The sequence below is a fragment of the Paenibacillus sp. FSL K6-1096 genome, from assembly GCF_037977055.1.
Classification (GTDB): Bacteria; Bacillota; Bacilli; order Paenibacillales; family Paenibacillaceae; genus Paenibacillus_AQ.
In genome coordinates, this window is record NZ_CP150274.1 from 1,099,404 (window position 1) to 1,116,591 (window position 17,188).

Sequence of the window (17,188 nt, forward strand, 5' to 3'; positions counted from 1 at the left end):
ATGTTATCATTTTGCCGCTGCAAATGCACGTAAATAAATACAGATTCGGCCCATTTCGCGGCCCATTCTGTTCCGGACCCGGCTGCTGTGCCCCTCAGGAGGTAAAAAAAGAATCATTCCGGCGATGACCGGCATCGCCAAAATGATTCTGAAGCGGCTCAGCGGGGTTACAAACCCGGTATGGCGGTATGCGTATCCTTAAGAATCTGTTCCACCTCATGCTTCACATCGGGGTTGCTGCGGATGAAGTCCTTCAGCATGTTCAGGTTGGATTCTCTGGATTTGAGCGAAGCTGCATCTTTGTGCTCGCCGCCGGAGGCATGGTCTTTATGATCCGGTCTGCCGTCCGCAGCGGTGCTTCCGAAGCCGGTCATAGCCATCCCCATAATTTTATCCTTGGCTTTGTCGCCGGCGCTGTACGAGGAGCCGCCCGCATTCAGCAGGGAGGACATCATGCTGCTGCGTTTTTTGGACATAATCATACTGGCGGCAGCCCCGATCAGTACGCCGCACAGAAATGACGAAGTATTCATATCTCTAACCTCCTTGTATGGTAAAATCATGCTTAGTGTTCGCGGAAAGATTCCGGCTCATACAGCCAAACAACAAGAAAGCGAGATGAAAAAAGTGGGTAAAGCAACAATTACGCTGCTCCTGGCGGCTTGTCTGCTGTCAGCTTGCAGCACGGGCGGAAATTCGGGGAACACGGCATCAGGAAATGAACCAAGTCCTTCCGCAAGCGTACAACCGGCCGCAACAGCGCAGCCGTCAGCAACACCGGAGGCTGCGGCTTCTCCTGAAGCTACGCCGGCTGCTGCCGGAGGCGGAGAGAGTACCTTAGCGCCGCAGCCGACTGAGGCTGCCGCCGCACCGGCGGAGGTGCCGCTGCTGTACCATATGAACAAGAATTACGATATCGTGCCTAACGATGAGGCTACGAACAAGAAGGTGGTCCTGCTGACCTTCGATGACGGGCCGAAGGAAGCGGCGATGATCAACCCGCTGATGGATACGCTGGACAAGCATAAGGCCAAAGCAATCTTCTTCGTCAATGGCTACCGGGTGAAGGAGCACCCCGAGCTGCTGGAGCTGATTCACAGCCGGGGCGGAATTATCGGGAATCACAGCTGGGATCATATTGTGCTGAAGGATAAGCCCGAAGCCGAAGTGAAGAAGCAGATTGAGGATGTCCAAAAAATTGTCAAAGAGACGATCGGCGAAGCGCCGCATTTCTTCCGTCCGCCGCACGGTGCAGGCGGTGATGTCGGCAAGCGGATCGCCGCCGAGAACGGCATGCTCTACATGACCTGGTCCAATGGCTCCCTGGACTGGGAGATGAAGGCCAAGGACACCGGCAAAACCGAGAAGCTGATTGCCAATGTGACCAGCCAGCTTCATTCCGGCAGCAATATTCTGATGCACGAGCTGCCTTGGACCGTAGAAGCGCTCGATTCCCTGCTGACCACGCTTGAGGGCAAGGGCTACAGCTTCGTCGATCCGCGCAGCATCGAGCTGAAGATGCGCTGAGCCTGAACGATACCTCCGTTTCAACAAGCAGAAACAAGGCCGTCCCCCGGCGGGGACGGCCTTGTTTGCGTGCACGTACATATTCAAAAGGTTACTTAGAGACGGAATTATCACTCCGGCGCAGCGTCAGCACATGCAGCTCGGCCGGACTCCCCCAGCGCAGGGGCAGATGCGCCGTGCCGAACCCGCGGCTGATCAGCAGCTTCAGCGGCGGCATACCGGAGCCCTGCGGCCGGGGAAGCTCGTACATGCCCGCAAGATACTTGCGGTAGAACGGATCGGTGTGCCTCTGCCCGATGAAGGGCAGCACAATCTGGCCTCCGTGGGTGTGCCCGGCCAGGATCAGATCGGCCGGCACCTCCTCCTGCATGGACAGCCAGAGCGGATCATGCACCAGGATGATCCGGCAAGTGTCCGCAGAAGGTGCACCGGTGGCAGGCAAAGGCCCGTAGGCCTTCTTGCCGCCTTGCCGCGGGAAATCTACTCCGGTCAGGATCACCCTCGCTCCCGCCCGCTCTATAACACAGTTCTCATCCACCAGCAGCCTGGCTCCGCTTCCCCGGATGATATTATCCACCAGGGAGATATTCGCCCGGTAATCATGATTGCCGTGAACAGCATACACAGGTGCAATGGAAGCGGCCAGTTTCATATTCTTCAGCAGGCGGTCCATCGGGCTGCCCTTCTCCGTCAGATCACCGCCCAGGAACACCGCATCCACCTTCCCTTGCAGCGGCAGCAGCAGCTCCTCCGGCAGACGGCGGCGGTGCGTGTCGGTAATGAACAGAATCCGGTAGCCGTCGAAGGCGGCCGGCAGGCGCTCCAGGAAGATATCCTGCGTGACCAGCCGGCTCCTGAAGGCAGCCGCAACCATCGCTGCTGCCATAACAGCTCCTGCGCCAAGGAATACAGCCGCAAGAACCAGCAGCCATATCATGGCCACAGCTCCCGCAGCGGAGGCGCCCCTTCGATGCCCCAGTACAGCAGGAACGCCAGCAGCATCAGGAAGAGGACAATCAGCGAGTTTACGAACATTTTACTGAATCTGATCCGCTCAGACGGATAGCTCTGCGTGCGCGACGGGGTCTCTCCACTCTCCGACTGGCGGTTCTCCTGCTCTGTGTTCACAGCGCCCCGGCGTCTTGCCAGACGGTCCTTTCTGGACAATGTGCCCGCTGCTGCCACCGCCGGCTTCCCCGCCTGTGCCGCTGTGTCCGCAGCAGATAAGCTTGCGGAGCCTCTGGACGAAGGCTTCTGTCCTTCACCCTTGGTATGTTTCTGGCGGGACCTTACCCGGCTTAATTGTTCTGTCATGACACCCTCCTGTAACGAATCACCATACCGGAGAACAGATCTATAAGGAAATGGCACAGGATCGGTGCCCACAGACTGCCCGAATGGATGTAGATATACCCGAGACCATAGCTGCTGAGAAAGACCCAGCCTGTAGGAATCCAGTGCCGCAGATACCGCACATGGATGACCGCGAACAGTATGCTTGTCCAGTATGGCCCGAGTGAATGCTGGATCGCTCCGCGGAACAGCAGCTCCTCGCAGACGGCAACCACAGCCGAAATAACAACGATATGCCACAGCGGCCGGTTGCCGAAAAGAAGCTCATTGATCCCCCCGTCATCCATGCTGTCTTCAGGAACAATATGGGTCAGCAGGAAATCAACAGCCAGCATAATAGCCGCGAGGCCGAGACCCCAGTACACGAAATGTACACTATCCGGAAAATTTAATATGTGAATAGGATTTCTTTTCTGTAATAATATCCATATCAAACCGATAAATAACGTAAGGCCTTGTGTAATGTATAGATTAACCAGTAACAGCTTGTCTGTTAACTGCTGCGGATCGGCCTTTTTTATTTTGAACTCGCCTAGTTTGAATTTTTTCATTATAACCTGCCTGTTCTATTAAATGTTTGTACATAAGATCATTTCACTTTACGAAGGAGCACCTAATCATGAACAGCCGTACCTCCCGCACTCAGATGTTATACACACTAGGATTTTTATTTTTTCTGATTTCCTCATTCGCTTCCTTCTTCACAGGAGTTAAGGTTGGGGCAGATAAGACCGAAGCCAAATATGCACAGCTGACCGGCCACAAGAGCGGCGAGGAATTCTCCGGCTCCTACCAGCAGCAGGATCTTGTTACTTTTTATCATAACGTATTTCTGCCGTACCGGGAATTCAAGCGCAGCTGGAACGAACAGGTGGACAGTCTCGCCCGCAGCTCGGATGCGCGGCAGAATGCGGCTACGCTGAAGAATCTGGGCATTCTGGCCGATAAGCAGTACGACAAGGTTACCCAGGACTCCCTGTTCACCAACTCGCCGCTGCTCTATGATTCCCAGCTCAATATTCTGAAGAGTCTCACGCTCTTCTCCCAGGCCTCAGGCAAGGTGACTGCAGGCTCTTCAGGTGCGGAGGCGGCCAAGCTGCTGCGCAGCGATAACTTCACGGCCAGTGCCGTGAAGTTCGGCTTGCTCGCCCAGAAGAACTTCTACGATGCTATGCTGAAATGGGGAGCCAAGACGAACCCGGCCATTCCGGGGCAAGCCGCCGGGCAGAAGACTATCTCGTTCATCCAGTGGAAAAAGATGCCGCTGCTGCTGAAGAATGCCACAATCGCGGATATCATGCTGAACCGCGGCATTTATGCCGGCTACGACCCGCAGGACATCACAGCCAAGATTGACGATATGATCTATTCCGGGACCGCCAGCTCCCTGGGGCTTAATGATATTCAGTCCTCGGTCAACCTGCTGATCTCCACCGGCGCAGTGCAGCAGCAGGACTTCATCAAATGGCGGGAGCAATATTACGGCAAGGAAGTAATGCCGCAGCTTCCCTTCTTCTATGAGTAGGACCAGTTATTGCATCATAACGAAAATTACGGCTCACTTCAAGGCGGAGCACCCGCCTGAAGAATCCTATTGACACACCCGCCATCACCATGTTACATTATGACAAAATTAATCAAGCAAAACCGATGATGGAACAAAGATTACTTGCAGTCTTCAGAGAGCCGGTGGGTGGTGCGAACCGGTGGCGGACATTAATCTTTAGCGCTCCTGAGCTATTGTATTGAACCTTAGTAGATACAATCGGATCACTCCGTTACCAGTGTGGCCTTAGCAGGCCAATGAGGCTGCTTCTTGAACGTTGCAGTGAATTAGGGTGGTACCACGACAACTCTCGTCCCTTACTACGGCAGTAGTATGGGGTCGGGAGTTTTTTTGCAGCCGGTAAGCACCGGAATTCCGCCTTTCTGCATCCAATTTCTTTCGTGCGGCAGCGCGTTACTTCGACATTCTTCTGCTTCTATGGCTGCCGGATCACCTCTTGCAACATCTGGTATTGCGGATTGCCTTACCCGGGCATCCTTGGCATACTTATCAGCTTTTCCATTTTGAAGGAGGACAAGAGACCATGTTTAAAGTATTAGTATCGGATCCGATCAGTGATTTGGGCATTCAGCAATTGATGGACGCAAGTGATGTGACGGTAGACAAGAAGACAGGACTCAGCGAAGATGAGCTGGTTGCCATCATTGGCGAATATGACGGCCTGCTCGTCCGCAGCCAGACCACCGTAACTGACAGAATTATCGCAGCCGGTACTAATCTCAAGGTAATCGGACGCGCCGGAGTCGGTGTCGACAATATCAAGCTGGAGTCGGCGACCCAGCGCGGTGTCGTTGTCATCAACGCGCCGGACGGCAACACGATTACGACCTGTGAACATGCTTTTGCCATGATGATGGCACTGGCCCGCCATATTCCGCAGGCTTACGCTAAGACGATCTCCGGTGTATGGGACCGCAAGACCTTCATCGGTGTCGAGCTGCGCGGCAAAACGCTTGGCGTGCTCGGAATGGGACGGATCGGCAGCGAGGTCGCCAAGCGCGCCAAAGCCTTCGGAATGGAGATTCTCGCGTATGATCCGTTCCTGACGGCAGACCGCGCCGAGAAAATGGAAGTGAAGCTGGCATCGGTGGACGATATTGTCCGCGGGGCAGATTTCATTACTGTGCATACGCCGCTTACCCCGGAGACCCGCCATATGATCTCCCGCCCGCAATTTGAGGTCATGAAAAAAGGGATGCGCATCATCAACTGTGCCCGCGGCGGCGTAATCGACGAAATGGCGCTGGTTGAAGCAATCGACAGCGGCATTGTTGCCGGAGCAGCCTTCGACGTCTTCGAGAAGGAGCCGCCGCAGGCCGACCACCCGTTCCTGACGCATCCGAAGATTATCGTAACCCCGCATCTGGGCGCTTCGACCATTGAAGCCCAGGAGAATGTGGCGATCGACGTATCGGAGCAGGTGCTGCATATTCTGCGCAACGAGCCGTTCATCAACGCGGTTAACATTCCGCCGGTAGCTCCAAGCGTGATGAACAAGCTGCAGCCGTACTTCACCCTCGGCGAGAAGCTGGGCAGCTTCGCAAGCCAGATTACCGACGGGGCGATCCGCGAGATTCATGTGGAATATGCCGGAGATCTCTCCGATGTGGATACCCAGCCGCTCACCCGTTATGTGGTCAAGGGCGTGCTCTCCCGCCACTTCGCGGCCGATGTCAACATCGTCAATTCGATGCATCTGGCGAAGACCCGGGATGTAAATGTAGTAGTGACCAAGGCCTCCAAGACCAAAGGCTTCACTAACCTCATCACTGTAACGCTTAAGGCAGAGCATGATGAGGAACGCCTGGTAGCCGGTACTCTGCTGCAGGGCTACGGCGAACGGATTGTCAAGGTCAACAAATTCCCGGTGGATATCGCTCCGGAAGGCAATCAGATCGTTATCTCGCATAATGATAAGCCGGGGATTATCGGACATGTCGGTACGCTGCTTGGCGAGAATGATGTCAACATCGCCTCGATGCAGGTTGGCCGGACCATCGTCGGCGGAGCAGCGCTTATGCTGCTGACTGTTGACAAGCCGGTGCCGCAGGAGGTTCTGGTGAAGCTGGCCGGACTGCCTGAGATCAACACCGCAGAGGAAATCATTCTGAATTAATTCTTATGTAGTCAAAATCAAACACTCCCCCGGATTGCAGGCGCTGGCCTTGCACTCCGGGGAGTGTTTTTGCTTTTACTCTGCAATCCGGAACGCCGGGACTTGTCTTTCATTTGCGTAAACCCGTATTCTTTATTAATATATACCTTATATATGACAACCACTGACATATATAATTATTCGTTTAAGGGGGCTGCCGTGATGAGAGCTGACCGTCTGTTATCTATTCTGCTGCTGCTCCAGAGCCGGGGCAAACTCAGTTCAAGCGAGCTGGCACAGCGCCTGGAGGTCTCGGAGCGGACGATCTTCCGTGATATGGAGGCGCTGGGCACCGCCGGTATCCCCGTACTGGCTGAACGCGGCCGTGAAGGCGGCTGGAGACTGGCTGAGGGCTACCGGACCTCACTGACCGGAATGAACCCGGGCGAGATCGCCGCGCTGCTGCTGCCCGCTGATCCGGCGATCCTGCAGGCGCTGGATATGGAGGAGGAGTTCTCCTCGGCAACCCGCAAGCTTCAGGCAGCCGTAATGCGTCAGCCCTCCACGCTTACGGGCTTCCTCAGCGAGCGGGTGTATATTGACGGCGCGGGCTGGCATCCTTCCGGTGAGGTGTATCCCTGCCTCACCATCCTCCAGCAGGCCGTATGGGAGGAACGCCAGGTGCTCATAACCTATGTACGCGGCGAAGACACAGCCGAGCGGACCATCTCGCCGCTGGGGCTTGTCGCCAAACGCGGTGTCTGGTATGTTGCCGCCGATACCGCAGGAGGACTGCGGACCTACCGGGTCTCCAGGATCACCCGGGCGGAAATCACCGGCGAGCCGGTGGTACGGCCGGCGGATTTCAACCTGGCGGAATATTGGGAGGCGTCCACCGCCGCGTTCAAATCCGCACTCCCCCGTTATCCTGCCAGTCTGCTCGTGACGGCGGACACCATGAAGGAGCTTGAGCGGGAGCGTTATGTCCGCATTCTGCACCAGGAGCCGGCTGCAGACCCTGGCTGGATCAAGGCGGAGGCCGAATTTCATACCCTGGAGTCGGCCTGCAAGATCATTCTGTCCCTCAGTCCGGGTATCAGGGTGACCGCACCGGAGGAGCTGACATCCGCTGTGACTTCGGCTCTGCGTAGGGCTTCGGCATTATATGAATTCTTATAGACCAATCGCCCTATAATCCCCTATAATATTACAATACACATTAATTTTTTAGGGGGAACTTTTCATGATGGACTGGATGAGTAAGCTGTCATTGAAACAAAAGATCGTTACCGGCTGTTACCTGGTCGCCGCTTTATTCGCTGTCCCGGTGCTGATCACACTGATCCTGATGGACAGGCTGTTCGTCGGCATCATCCTTGTGGCGGTGCTGGCTGCGCTGACTTATCCGCTCTCGCGCTTCATTGAGAGAACGCTTACATCCTCATTTGATAATATCTCCAATGTGACCCACACGATCGCCAAAGGCGATTTCACCAGCCGGGCCGACGAGACCGGGTCCATGGGGGACATCAGCCGTTCCTTCAACACCATGATCGACAAGCTCAAAAAAATCCTGACGGATGCCTCCCAGATTACCCGCCATGTTATGGACGCGAGCCGCGGCATCGAAGACAAGAATGCAAACTTGAAGATCGTTATGGCACAGGTCGCCTCCTCCTCCAATGAACTGGCGCTGGGTGCCAATGAGATCTCCGGCGATATCGCAGGGATGACGGAATCCATCAAGGATATAGAGACCAAGGTTTCCAACTACACGAACTCTACCAAAGAAATGAACAGACGCTCTGTACATACATTAGAACTGGTTGAGAAGGGTCGGCAGTCTGTAGATACCCAGGCCGAAGGGATGCGGAAGAACATCCAGGCCACGCAAAAGGTCGCCGATACCATCGAGGCCCTCTCACAGAATGCCCGCGGCATTACGATGATTACGAAGACCATTACTGAAATCGCCGAGCAGACCAACCTGCTGTCGCTGAATGCCTCGATTGAAGCGGCCCGCGCTGGTGAGCATGGCCGCGGCTTCGCCGTAGTAGCCCAGGAGGTCCGCAAGCTGGCTGAAGAATCAACCGCATCCACCAAAGAAGTGTTCGGTCTGGTACGCAGCATCGAAGCGGATATCAAGCAGGCCATCGATCATATCGCCATCAACGAAGAGGTTGTCCAGATGCAGAATGAGATGATTACCGAGACAGCCCACATTTTCTCCCAGATCGTAAACAGCGTCCAATACATAACCGAGCAGATCGCCTCCTTCTCGGCAGAGAGCGACCTGATGCTGGAGAGCGCGCTCAAGATCTCCGGAGCCATCGAGAATATCTCGGCCATTACCCAGCAGACGGCAGCCGGGACCGAAGAGGTATCCGCTGCCATGAACGAACAGATTCATGCCCTGCAGTCCGTCGCCGATGAGACAGAGCGGATGACCCAGGCTGTATTCCAGCTGCAGAAGACGATTCAAATCTTCAAATTCTAGCCTTGTCAGAGACAGGCATATTTGCAGGTTCACCTGCGGATGTGCCTGTTTTTTTGCCCCAAAATGAAGATTGTTATGTAATATTCACAAATTGTTAAGATTGTGCATAACGCATAAAAATGAGCTTTGTACTTCTTGACTGCCCGCCTTTTGAGGCTATATGCTCAATGCTTTTCCAGCCACCAAACGCATGATTCTTTAGCCCTACTTTCGTTCTTCCCTCCCCTCTATCCTCTGCTAAAACCTTCTACAAGCCTAATAACCCCCCCTTGTTAATGAGTCTCAAGGCTTATAATGCATAATTCCTTGGTTCACTGATTATTTGCATTTTAAGACTTTTGGCATCCTGACAGCGCTTCATTCAAAAGTTTGAAAATCAAAATATTTATTCGTTTTAACTCCTGATTATTCGTCAAATTCCGAGCTTCTTCTCACGGGGTATATTGACAAAAGCGGAGCTAGGAATATATTGTAAAGGAAAATTCCCCTTAGCCTTATATATAACAACATACCGGGCAAAATTCTCCGAAAGGAAATGACGCAAAGCCATGGATCTACAGTCTCATTCACCAGCAATGGGACCATGACAGCCAGGTTGCTGAACAACGTTGAACGCCTATTAGCGTTCTATTGTGGTGATTCGTGCAACAGACCTGTGCTCCTTTTTCAGAGTACAGGTTTTCTATTGCTAGATAGACAAACTAACAACTTGCGGGGTGGATGTTCTGAAGACAGTTGCAGATTATATGGCTGAAGCATTACGGAATCTTGGGGTTACCCATGCTTTTGGAATCATAGGCAAGTCGATTTGTCCCATCGCTCTTAAGCTTGTTGACTACGGTATAGAATTCATTCCCGGCAGGCATGAATCCAGCTCCGGCTTCGCAGCCGGCGGCTACGCCCTTCAGACCGGCAAACTCGGCATTGCCTTCGGCACCTCCGGTCCGGGCGGAACCAATCTGCTCACCGCAGCCGCCCATGCCAAGGCCAATAATCTTCCGGTTCTGTTCATCACCGGGCATCAGTCCATTAAGGAGCTGGGCATCCCTCAGTGTCAGGATTCGACATCCTACCTGGCCGATCTGGCGGAAATGTTCAGGCCGGCTACCCTATACAGCAAGCTGGTAGAGCGGGGTGACCATTTCAGTACGATTCTCAACCATGCCCTGTCCATCGCCCTAGGTGACAAAAAAGGCCCGGTCCATCTCTGCATTCCGTTCGATGTTCAGACAGAGCGCCTGGAGGAGTGCCGGGTTGTTCTGCCCGAGCGGGAGCGGCTCGTCAGCTACCATAACTATGAACGGGTTCTGTCCGCCATTCAGACTTCCGCCAGTCCGCTGATTATTGCCGGCAAAGGGGTTAACCGCTCCGGCGCACACAAGGAGCTGGTTCAATTCGCCGAGACCTTCAACATCCCTGTAGTGACCTCCCCCGGAGGCAAAGGCGCGATTGCGGAAGATCATCCGCTCTATCACGGTCCTGTCGGAGTTGGCGGCTGTGCTCACGGCGATGAAATGATGAACAGCAGTGACCTGCATATCGTACTGGGCTCCCGGCTCAGCGATATGACCATCTGCAATCTGAAGCCGGAGAATCATCCGAAGCTACTGATCCAGTTCGATACAGATCCTACCTTTGTCGGCAAAATCCTCAGCTCCCCTGCCATCTATGTCGGCGGCGATCTGCGGGACAATCTGGAGCTGTATCTGCAGAAGACGGCCCCTTCTGCGGTTGTCAGACGCAAGCTCCCGGTTCCTCCCCGTCCGCAGGAAGAGCTGCCTGAGCTGCCCAAGCTCTCCATGGCTTCGGTGATGAGCTCGATGAGCGGGCTGATTCCATATCACAGCAAAGTATTTGTCGATGACGGCAGCCACGGGTTCCATGCGGTGAAATGGTTCAAGGTCAGGAAGCCGGGAAGCTTCATATTTGATGCCTACTTTGCCTGCATGGGCAATTCAATTGGCATGGCCATCGGCGCCAAGGCTGCCTCTCCCGAAGAGACCGTCTTCTGCATTACCGGTGACGGGTGTTTTATGATGCTCGGAACTGAAATCAACACCGCGGTTTGCAAGAATATCCCAGTAATTTTCATCGTTGTAAACAACAAGCAGCTGGATATGGCCTTGAAAGGGATGGAGAAGACAACCGGCCGCATTGACGGAACAGTATACGAGGTTCCGGTGGATGCTGTGAAATTTGCTGAATCTCTGGGCGCAGCCGGCTTCCGCTGTGAGACGCAAGAGGAATTCGCCGCCGCAGTCAGCGATGCGCTCGCTCTGAACCGGACAGCCGTTATCGAGCTGCTGACCGATCGCGATGAAGTGCCGCCTACTGCCCACCGCACGCTGGATCTCAGTTAAGCCGGACCATTCATAACCAGTAACCTACAATCAGGAGGCAGACGAGTGAATACGAACATCAACCGCGGGCTGGATCATTTCAACAATCTCTCCGGAGACTACGGGGCCAAGGCCCTGGCTCCGATCAAAGAGCATTTCCCGGAATTAGCCGAGTTTATTATGGGGAACGCCTATGGCGATATTTTTCAGCGGACTACGATTGGCTCAGACTGGAAAGAGATTGCAGTGATCTCTTCTCTGATCACAATGGGCCAGTATGAACAGCTTGGCGTTCATTATGTAATGGCGCTGCGGGTAGGCATGACCGTCGATCAGCTCAAAGGCATTCTGCTTCATCTGGTGCCGGTAATCGGCGCTCCAAGGGTTATTTCGGCCTTCAATGTGCTGCTGGATACCCTTGAGGATATCAAATAGCAGAGCGCTGAGGTCATACCAACACTTCACTTTAGGTTTTGCAACATGATAACCATACCTTAACGGCTGAATTATCATGTTATTTCAAATATAGGAGAGATCAACATGGGACAATTTGTTCTGAAGACAGACACTGCTAAGAAAGTCATTAATATTGAACTGGAAGGAACCTTCTCCAACGAGGACGGACTGAAATCCATCCAAGCCTATCAACAGACCATTAATCCGATTAACCCGGCCGAATATGCCCTTGATATCGATTGCCGCAAGCTGAACGTCACTGCTCCTGATGTCGTGCCGCTGCTGGAAGGCTGCTTCATCATGTTCAAGTCGGACGGCTTCCAGAAGGTAAGTCTGACCCTGGAGAACAATCCGATTCTGAAGATGCAATTAGCCCGCCTGGGACGCAAAGCCGGCCTTGAGAACCTGGAGATCACCTCCACCGTTCAGGCTTAAGCACACTTACGCTATCATAACTTTGAGGAGGGTCTACTATGGCGGGAATTCGTATTAAGGACATTGATATCTACCATCCAAGCACAAGAATCGGCAATGATTTCTTCATTCAGCACTTTGATGATAAAGGCATTGATATCCGTGGACTGTTGGCCACTCTGGGCCGTGAATACCGCTACAGCATCGACAACCCGGATGAGAACTCCTTGACGATGGCTTATGAAGCCGCGAGCAATGTTCTGGAGAAGACAGGGCTCACCGGTGCAGACATTGACCTGATCGCTTATGCAAGCCAAACGCCTGAATACATTTTTCCTACGAATTCATTGATGATCCACCGGCTTATTAACGGGCCGTCCCATGCGATCTGCATCGACAGCAACGCCAACTGTGCGGGAATGACCGCTTCTGTAGAGCAGGTCAGCCGTCAGATGATGGCGAATCCGCGAATCCGCCGCGCCCTGGTTATCGGCTCGGATCATGTTGCTCCGCATGCGGACAAGAATGATGCCGTGTACTATGCCAACTTCGGCGATGCTGCCGCCGCAGTTATCTTGGAACGTGACGAGAATTCAGTAGGCTTCATCGACTCGATCTACCAGACGGATACCTGTGTATACGGCAATTCCCTGTTCCCGGCAGAAGGCTTAGCCAAGCTGGGACGCAGCGGTGTAGCCGCCGGAGAGTTCAATGTGAAGTTCATTCCGTTCGATGATTCGATCTGTGTGGATGCCGCCTCAGAGTCCATTAATACGTTGCTCAGCAATAACGGGATTGCCCCGGAATCGGTGAAGGCCGCCTGCTTCTCGCAGCTGTCCCTGCCGAATATTCAAGCCGTCTCCGGCAAAACCGGGATCGACCCGGACGCCGCCGTATACATAGGCGATGAATTCGGCTACACCTCAACAAGCAGCCCGTTCATTGCCCTGCACAAAGCAGTCTCGACCGGACAGCTGGAGCGCGGCGACAAAGTGCTGTTCTGGACGGTTGGCGCCGGATGGCAGAATGTTGCTTTTGTAATGGAATACTGATACAGCCGCAAACGGCCCGCAGCAGAATTTCTGCCAGCGGGCCGTTTGTGTTGGTACCTATAGGTTCAATCCGATAAGAATAAGTTCAAAGCCTGCCCTCATGCTTCTCCCAGCCCATGGTCCGCGATACGGCATCCTGCCAAGCATGATAGCGGCGTTCGCGTTCTTCCGGCTCCATCTGCGGCAAGAATACCTTCTCTGCCTTGTTGAAGCTCTCCAGCTCCTCCCGGGTCCAGACTCCGGAGGTCAGCCCGGCCAGCAGCGCCGCGCCAAGGGCGGTGGTCTCCGCATAAGTGGTACGCGTCACCTCACTGCCCAGGATGTCGGCCTGGAACTGCATGAGCAGATTATTGCGGACAGCGCCGCCGTCCACCCGGAGGCCGGTGAGCGGCATCCCCGCATCCTTCTCCATGGCTCCGATCACGTCCCGCGATTGGAAGGCCAGCGATTCCAGCGTAGCCCGGACCAGATGAGCGGAGGTTGTCCCCCGTGTTAATCCGAATATCGCTCCCCGTGAATACATATCCCAATAGGGAGCTCCCAGCCCGGTGAAAGCCGGTACGACCACCACCCCGTCGCTCTCCTCCACCTCACTGGCCTTCGCTTCTGAATCTCCCGGGGCGGCTATCAGCCCCAGCCCCTCCTGCAGCCACTGTACCGCTGCTCCGGCTACAAACACACTGCCCTCCAGGGCGTAATAGAGCTCGTCCCCCATACCCCAGGCTACCGTCGTGAGCAGCCCGTGGCTGGAGGCAACCGCCTCTGTTCCCGTATTCATCAGAATGAAGCAGCCCGTGCCATAGGTGTTCTTGGCGCTGCCTGCCTCAAGGCAGGTATGCCCGAACAATGCCGCCTGCTGATCGCCCAGCACGGAACGGATAGGGATTTCCAGACCGAACCACTGCGGGTCACAGGTCCCGAAGTCGCCGCCCGACATTCTCACCTCGGGCAGGATGGACGGCGGGATGCGGAGCGCATCCATGAGCCCCTCATCCCACTTGCGCTCGTGAAGATTGTACAGCATCGTCCGGGACGCATTGGTGACATCCGTTGCATGCACAGCACCAGCGGTCAGCTTCCAGATCAGCCAGGTGTCGACGGTTCCCGCCAGCAGTTCCCCCTTGGCTGCCCGTTCTCTGGCACCCGGCACATGATCGAGAATCCAGGCCAGCTTGGTTGCCGAGAAATAGGCGTCAATGACCAGTCCCGTCTTGGCCGCAATCTCTTCAGCCATTCCCCGGGACTTCAGTTCCTCGCACAGTCCGGCGGTCCGCCGGTCCTGCCAGACGATCGCCGGATAGATAGGGACCCCGGTCGCCCTGTCCCAGATCAGGGCCGTCTCCCGCTGGTTGGTGATGCCGATCGCCGTGATCTGCTCCGCCGGAGTAAGGCTTGCTTCAACCGCATCTCTGGCAGCAGCAAGCTGGCTCTCCCAGATTTGCTCCGGGTCGTGCTCAACCCAGCCCGGACGGGGGAAGGACTGCCTGATCTCATATTGTCCCTGCGAGATCATACCAGCCTTATCGTCAAACAGAATCGCCCGTGAGCTGGTAGTGCCTTGGTCCAAGGATAAAATCATTATGCCCAGCCTCCTGCAAGCCTCAGCTTGATTAGTATGTTCCACGATAAACAAGATTAATGTGGTTATTTCAACAAAAAGCACCTCTGCTCTCAGAGGCGCTGTCATGCGTGGTCTTGGTTTACTGTTATTCGACAGGAAGCCGCAGGGTAAACGTGGTTCCTTCTCCAAGCTTGCTGGAGGCGTGAATGCTGCCGTGATGCAATTCGACGATATTCTTCACGATGGCCAGGCCCAGCCCGGTTCCCCCCGGCTCTCCGCTGCGCAGACGGGCTTTGTCTGCCTTGTAGAAGCGGTCGAAGATAAAGGGCAGATCGTCAGGATTGATCCCGGCTCCCTCATCCTTGATTACAATCTCCACATAGCTCTTGCTGTCCTGCATGATCTTATCGGCCAGGATCGACACTCTGCGGTTGCCCGGAGTGTGCCGGAAGGCGTTGTCCAGCAGATTCGTCAGCACCTGCTCCAGCTTGTCGCCATCGGCAGCCTGGAGCAGCAATTCCGGCGCAGACCGCTTCAGCTCAAGCAGAATATCCCGCTCCTTGGCTCTGACCGAGAACTTGCGGTAGACCCGCTCCAGCAGCTCGTCTACATCCACCTGCGCTTTCAGCACGTCTGTGTGTCCCGCTTCCATGCGTGCCAGATCCAGCAGATCCTTCACCAGACGGCCCATCCGCAGGGATTCATCATGAATGACCTGCACCAGCTCGCTGCTCTCCTCCGGAGAGGCAGCCATGCCGTCCAGCAGCGCTTCACTGTAGCCCTGCATCATGGAGAGCGGAGTACGGATCTCATGCGACACATTGGCCACGAAGTCCCGCCGCATCTTCTCCAGCCGCACTTCCTCCGTTACATCGCGCAGCACGGCAACGACTCCGCGCAGCTTATCTTCAGAGTAGAGCGGAGCCATATGGACCGACCATACCCCTTGCCGGACATGGATGTTCGAGCGCTGGTCCCCGCCCTCCCTGAGCGTATTCTGGAACAGCGGGCGCAGCGGCGGCGGCACCTTGCCGGCAGCGGAGTCCGGCAGACCGGTGGTGCCGTCCTCCTCCTGGTCCCAAGCAAGGTCGCTCCAGGCTTCCAGCAGGGACTGCCCGTGCGGGTTGGTCAGAATAATCGCGCCGCCGATATCAAAGGTAATCACCGCATCGCTCATACTGCGCAGGACACTGGACAGATGCCCCTTCTCATTATTGAGATTGCGTATATTCTCTTCCAGCTCTTCCGCCATATGATTGAATGAGGTCGCCAGCTGGCCGATCTCATCGCTTGTTACCAGCGTCAGTCTGGTTCCATATTCCCCGCGGCGGATATTGTTCGCCGCCTCAATGACCTGCTGCATCGGCTGCGTGATCTTGGTGAACAGGAACAGCGCAAAAAATGTAGTCAGCGAGAACCCGATCATGCAGGTATACATGAACAGGCGTTTGATGGCCCCGGAATTAGTGAAGTTGCTGTCGATATAGGGCAACAGGAATAGCCCCAGAGTGATGAGCACGACAGCAACGAGACAGATGATCGTGATCCACAGCTTCCCGACAAGGCTTCTCCAGAAGTTCACTTATTTGGGCACCTCAAGCTTATAGCCTACTCCCCACACCGTGGTGATCATCGCCGCCGATTCCGGGGAGACCTTGTTCAATTTCTCGCGCAGGCGCTTAACATGGGTATCCACCGTACGCAAATCGCCGAAGAATTCATAATTCCATACATCCTTCAGCAGCTCCTCGCGCGAGAATACCTTGTCCGGTGAGATAGCCAGATAATGCAGCAGCTCATATTCCTTCGGCGTCAGGCTGACCTCTTGCCCGCCTGCGCTCACGCGGTGCGCATCATGCTCAATAATCAGGAACGGGAACACGATATTATTGCTTGAATTGCTCTCCTTGGACAGAAAAGCAGTTGCAGAGGAGCGGCGCATAATCGCCTTGACCCGGTAGATGACCTCGCGCGGGCTGAAGGGCTTAACCACATAATCGTCTGCGCCCATCTCGAAGCCCTGCACCCGGTTGATCTCCTCACCCTTAGCCGTAAGCATGAGAACCGGCGTCGATTTGACCCCTCTGAGCCGGGTCAGCACCTCGATGCCGTCGATGCCCGGCAGCATAACGTCCAGCAGAATCAGGCCGTAGTCATTGGCTGTTGCTTTGCGCAGGGCGATCTCTCCGTCCTCCGCCTCGTCAATCTCGTAGCCTTCTTTTTCAAGATACATTTTGAGCAGGCGGCGGATACGTTCTTCGTCATCCACCACCAGAATTCTATTCAAGTGCTCAGCCATTTACACAACAACCCCTTCATCAAATACA

The 17,188-nt window shown here is 54.9% G+C and carries 16 protein-coding genes, 1 riboswitch and 1 other annotated feature; of the genes, 9 read left to right on the plus strand and 7 right to left on the minus strand.

Going from position 1 to position 17,188, the window contains the following annotated elements; all coding sequences use genetic code 11:
- Nucleotides 1-167 precede the first annotated feature (167 nt).
- Complete coding sequence (locus MHI24_RS04995; protein ID WP_340024466.1) at nt 168-533, minus strand: hypothetical protein; 366 nt, start codon at nt 531-533, stop codon at nt 168-170.
- A gap of 85 nt (nt 534-618) precedes the next feature.
- On the opposite strand from MHI24_RS04995, the gene MHI24_RS05000 reads away from it, so the two are divergent.
- Complete coding sequence (locus tag MHI24_RS05000; protein WP_340024468.1) at nt 619-1,527, plus strand: polysaccharide deacetylase family protein; 909 nt, start codon at nt 619-621, stop codon at nt 1,525-1,527.
- 91 nt (nt 1,528-1,618) lie between these two features.
- Here the strand turns inward: MHI24_RS05000 and MHI24_RS05005 are convergent, their stop codons facing one another.
- The 3 genes from MHI24_RS05005 to MHI24_RS05015 are packed head-to-tail and all read right to left on the minus strand — an operon-like array spanning nt 1,619 to nt 3,431.
- The gene (locus tag MHI24_RS05005; RefSeq protein WP_340024469.1) at nt 1,619-2,464 is read right to left on the minus strand and encodes a metallophosphoesterase; all 846 of its coding nucleotides are present in this window, start codon (nt 2,462-2,464) and stop codon (nt 1,619-1,621) included.
- On the minus strand, nt 2,461-2,841 hold the full coding sequence (locus MHI24_RS05010; RefSeq protein WP_340024470.1) for a hypothetical protein: 381 nt from the start codon (nt 2,839-2,841) through the stop codon (nt 2,461-2,463). The genes MHI24_RS05005 and MHI24_RS05010 overlap by 4 nt, the downstream gene beginning before the upstream one ends.
- Complete coding sequence (locus MHI24_RS05015; protein WP_340024471.1) at nt 2,838-3,431, minus strand: type II CAAX endopeptidase family protein; 594 nt, start codon at nt 3,429-3,431, stop codon at nt 2,838-2,840. Before MHI24_RS05015 ends, MHI24_RS05010 begins: the two co-directional genes overlap by 4 nt.
- A 68-nt stretch (nt 3,432-3,499) precedes the next feature.
- On the opposite strand from MHI24_RS05015, the gene MHI24_RS05020 reads away from it, so the two are divergent.
- The 8 genes from MHI24_RS05020 (at nt 3,500) to MHI24_RS05055 (ending at nt 13,300) form a co-directional block, all read left to right on the plus strand.
- On the plus strand, nt 3,500-4,405 hold the full coding sequence (locus MHI24_RS05020; protein ID WP_340024472.1) for a hypothetical protein: 906 nt from the start codon (nt 3,500-3,502) through the stop codon (nt 4,403-4,405).
- 116 nt (nt 4,406-4,521) lie between these two features.
- Nucleotides 4,522-4,747, plus strand: a binding site (T-box leader).
- 223 nt (nt 4,748-4,970) lie between these two features.
- Complete coding sequence (gene serA / locus MHI24_RS05025) at nt 4,971-6,563, plus strand: phosphoglycerate dehydrogenase (RefSeq protein WP_340024473.1); 1,593 nt, start codon at nt 4,971-4,973, stop codon at nt 6,561-6,563.
- Between the two features lie 201 nt (nt 6,564-6,764).
- Nucleotides 6,765-7,721 carry a WYL domain-containing protein gene (locus MHI24_RS05030; RefSeq protein WP_340024474.1) on the plus strand — a complete coding sequence of 319 codons (957 nt, stop codon included), beginning with the start codon at nt 6,765-6,767 and terminating at the stop codon, nt 7,719-7,721.
- A 67-nt stretch (nt 7,722-7,788) separates the two neighbouring features.
- Nucleotides 7,789-9,039, plus strand: coding sequence for a methyl-accepting chemotaxis protein (locus MHI24_RS05035; protein WP_340026602.1), 1,251 nt, complete (start codon nt 7,789-7,791; stop codon nt 9,037-9,039).
- A 504-nt stretch (nt 9,040-9,543) separates the two neighbouring features.
- Nucleotides 9,544-9,642: riboswitch (cyclic di-GMP riboswitch) on the plus strand.
- Between the two features lie 143 nt (nt 9,643-9,785).
- Nucleotides 9,786-11,399, plus strand: coding sequence for a thiamine pyrophosphate-binding protein (locus MHI24_RS05040; protein ID WP_340024475.1), 1,614 nt, complete (start codon nt 9,786-9,788; stop codon nt 11,397-11,399).
- 45 nt (nt 11,400-11,444) lie between these two features.
- Nucleotides 11,445-11,813 (plus strand): carboxymuconolactone decarboxylase family protein, encoded by a 369-nt coding sequence (locus MHI24_RS05045; RefSeq protein ID WP_340024476.1) that lies wholly within the window; start codon nt 11,445-11,447, stop codon nt 11,811-11,813.
- A gap of 105 nt (nt 11,814-11,918) precedes the next feature.
- Complete coding sequence (locus tag MHI24_RS05050) at nt 11,919-12,269, plus strand: hypothetical protein (RefSeq protein ID WP_340024477.1); 351 nt, start codon at nt 11,919-11,921, stop codon at nt 12,267-12,269.
- 38 nt (nt 12,270-12,307) lie between these two features.
- Nucleotides 12,308-13,300 carry a 3-oxoacyl-[acyl-carrier-protein] synthase III C-terminal domain-containing protein gene (locus MHI24_RS05055; RefSeq protein WP_340024478.1) on the plus strand — a complete coding sequence of 331 codons (993 nt, stop codon included), beginning with the start codon at nt 12,308-12,310 and terminating at the stop codon, nt 13,298-13,300.
- An 85-nt stretch (nt 13,301-13,385) separates the two neighbouring features.
- On the opposite strand, the gene glpK is transcribed toward MHI24_RS05055, so the two are convergent.
- From glpK to MHI24_RS05070, 3 genes are all read right to left on the minus strand, one after another.
- Nucleotides 13,386-14,879 carry a glycerol kinase GlpK gene (glpK, locus tag MHI24_RS05060; RefSeq protein ID WP_340024479.1) on the minus strand — a complete coding sequence of 498 codons (1,494 nt, stop codon included), beginning with the start codon at nt 14,877-14,879 and terminating at the stop codon, nt 13,386-13,388.
- Between the two features lie 127 nt (nt 14,880-15,006).
- Entirely contained in the window at nt 15,007-16,443 is a 1,437-nt protein-coding gene (locus MHI24_RS05065) for an ATP-binding protein (protein WP_340024480.1), read from the minus strand.
- Complete coding sequence (locus MHI24_RS05070) at nt 16,444-17,160, minus strand: response regulator transcription factor (protein WP_036727360.1); 717 nt, start codon at nt 17,158-17,160, stop codon at nt 16,444-16,446.
- Between the last annotated feature and the right edge of the window lie 28 nt (nt 17,161-17,188).